The organism is Suilimivivens sp. (assembly GCF_037359455.1).
GTDB lineage: Bacteria > Bacillota > Clostridia > Lachnospirales > Lachnospiraceae > Suilimivivens > Suilimivivens aceti.
In genome coordinates this window covers 1-1822 of the sequence record NZ_JAXXXI010000015.1, presented here as the reverse complement: position 1 = coordinate 1822, position 1822 = coordinate 1, and the positions used below count along the sequence as shown (strand labels likewise).

The 1822-nt window shown below is 43.5% G+C and carries 1 protein-coding gene; it reads right to left on the bottom strand.

Translation table 11 applies throughout. The features are described 5' to 3' along the window. On the bottom strand, nt 1–1662 hold a 1662-nt coding region (locus WJQ40_RS02115; protein WP_337537743.1), incomplete at its 3' end, for an IS1634 family transposase. Nucleotides 1663–1822 lie beyond the last annotated feature (160 nt).

Below are 1822 nucleotides of genomic sequence, written 5' to 3'. Positions count from 1 at the left end.
GCCAAAGGCTGTATGCAGGGCATCTGTCAGTTTCGTACGTTTGTAGGACGGGATGTAGCCACTATCTTTAGACAGCAGGGTCATGTTCATTTCCCTGAGGGTTTTCAAAATTTCGCTGCAGGTGAATTCTTCTAAAAGCTTCTTTTCCAGCAGCCGGTATACCAGAAGGCTGATGTAACAGGTTAAAAAGTGGGATTTGATGCTGTCCTCCCGTCTTACAAAAACAGGTCTTGCTTCGAATTCTGTTTTCATGATCCGGAAGTTTTCTTCGATCTCCCAGCGGCGTTTGTTGATGTTGATGATTTCACGGATATCTCCTTCCAGATTCGTTACAACTGCGTAAAAGCCATCATACATGGATTCTTCCTGTATGCGTTCTTCATCTAATTCATAAAGCTGTTTCTGGGCAATCTCGCCATCATCGGTAACTGCTGTTTTCTGAATGAAACGGGAAGGGTCGTTTGGATTTTTCCCTTTTCTGGCTTTGCCCGGAGACTGCATGATCTTTAAGGCACGTTCGATCTGGCCTGCCCGGATCCTCTGCTGGTATGCTTTGTATTTGGGAGAGTATGTGATAATGACGGTTTCGTCCATATCTCCTGTGACAATGGGGTATTCTTTGTAATAAACAGTGTTGTACACTTCGGGGTCTGTCTCATCCAGCGTGGAAATGTCTATGAACTTCTGGAATCCAGGAATCTTGAACTGTGTTGGCAGGAGCGCCAGTTCACGTTCCTCTTTTCTCATTTTTTTCAAAGAATACGTGATCACATAAGACCTGTTTCCAAAGCTGTTAAAAAAACGATTGCTCTTACTGCCAAGCCCGGCATCGGAGCAGAAGATAAACTCGCTGCAGTTAAAATCCCGGATCACTTTGGTCTCTAGCGGTTTCAGGGTAAGCTGTTCGTTCTGATTTCCGGGATACAGATCAAAGGAAAGGGGGATGCCGTCTGCATCCATGAACAGTCCCATGGTCACGATGGGATTGGGTCTGTGTTCCTTGCTTTTGCCATACTTTTTCATGCCATCTTCGGCTTCAATCTCAAAATAATAGTTGGTACAGTCATAGTAAAGGATTTTTGAGTTACGAGGATAGACAAAGTTGGAGTTTTGGTAAAGCTCCTCCTGAATGTAATCGGATTCCTCTGCGAGAACAGAAAGGGAACGATAAAGATTCTGCAGGGAATACTTTGGCGGTTCCAGTAAGGACTGGCAGTAAGAGAAACTGCTGAGCTTGCTGGAAGGGGAAAGAATCCTGGCATAGATCAGATCCGTAAGGATGGCATGGAAATCGTAAGTAAACCGGTGGTGGTTACGGATATTTCTGCAGATGTTGTCGAGGCGCAGTTCGGTGCATAGCTGTTGCAGGAACAGATAGCCGACGTTGAAGAGACGTTCTTCGTCCAGTGGAATACGGGCAAGAGGGGAAAAAGAGACCGTGATTCTTTCCTTACGCTGGTTGTAGAGCAGAGTTTCTTTTTCCGCTTCTTTTTTTGCCCAGTCCATCATGGCAGTCTCGTCACCGGAGAACTGAGCCAGAAGATCATTATACTTCCCAAGTTTTTTGTAGATACGGGAAGAAGTTTTACCGTTATCTTTGCGGTAGGATTGTTTGATGTAGACATCCTGATTGCCTTTATTTCCAGTAATAGATACGTACATAACGCTTTTCTCCTGTAATAAAATCCGTTTTCTTTATTATATCACAAAGCGTACAAAGTAGCACTATAAAAATCATAAAAATTGACAAAAAAATAAGCCACAAACGGCTTAAACAAAGGATTTATATTACAATGATAAAAAAAGAAGTGTCAAACTCCCG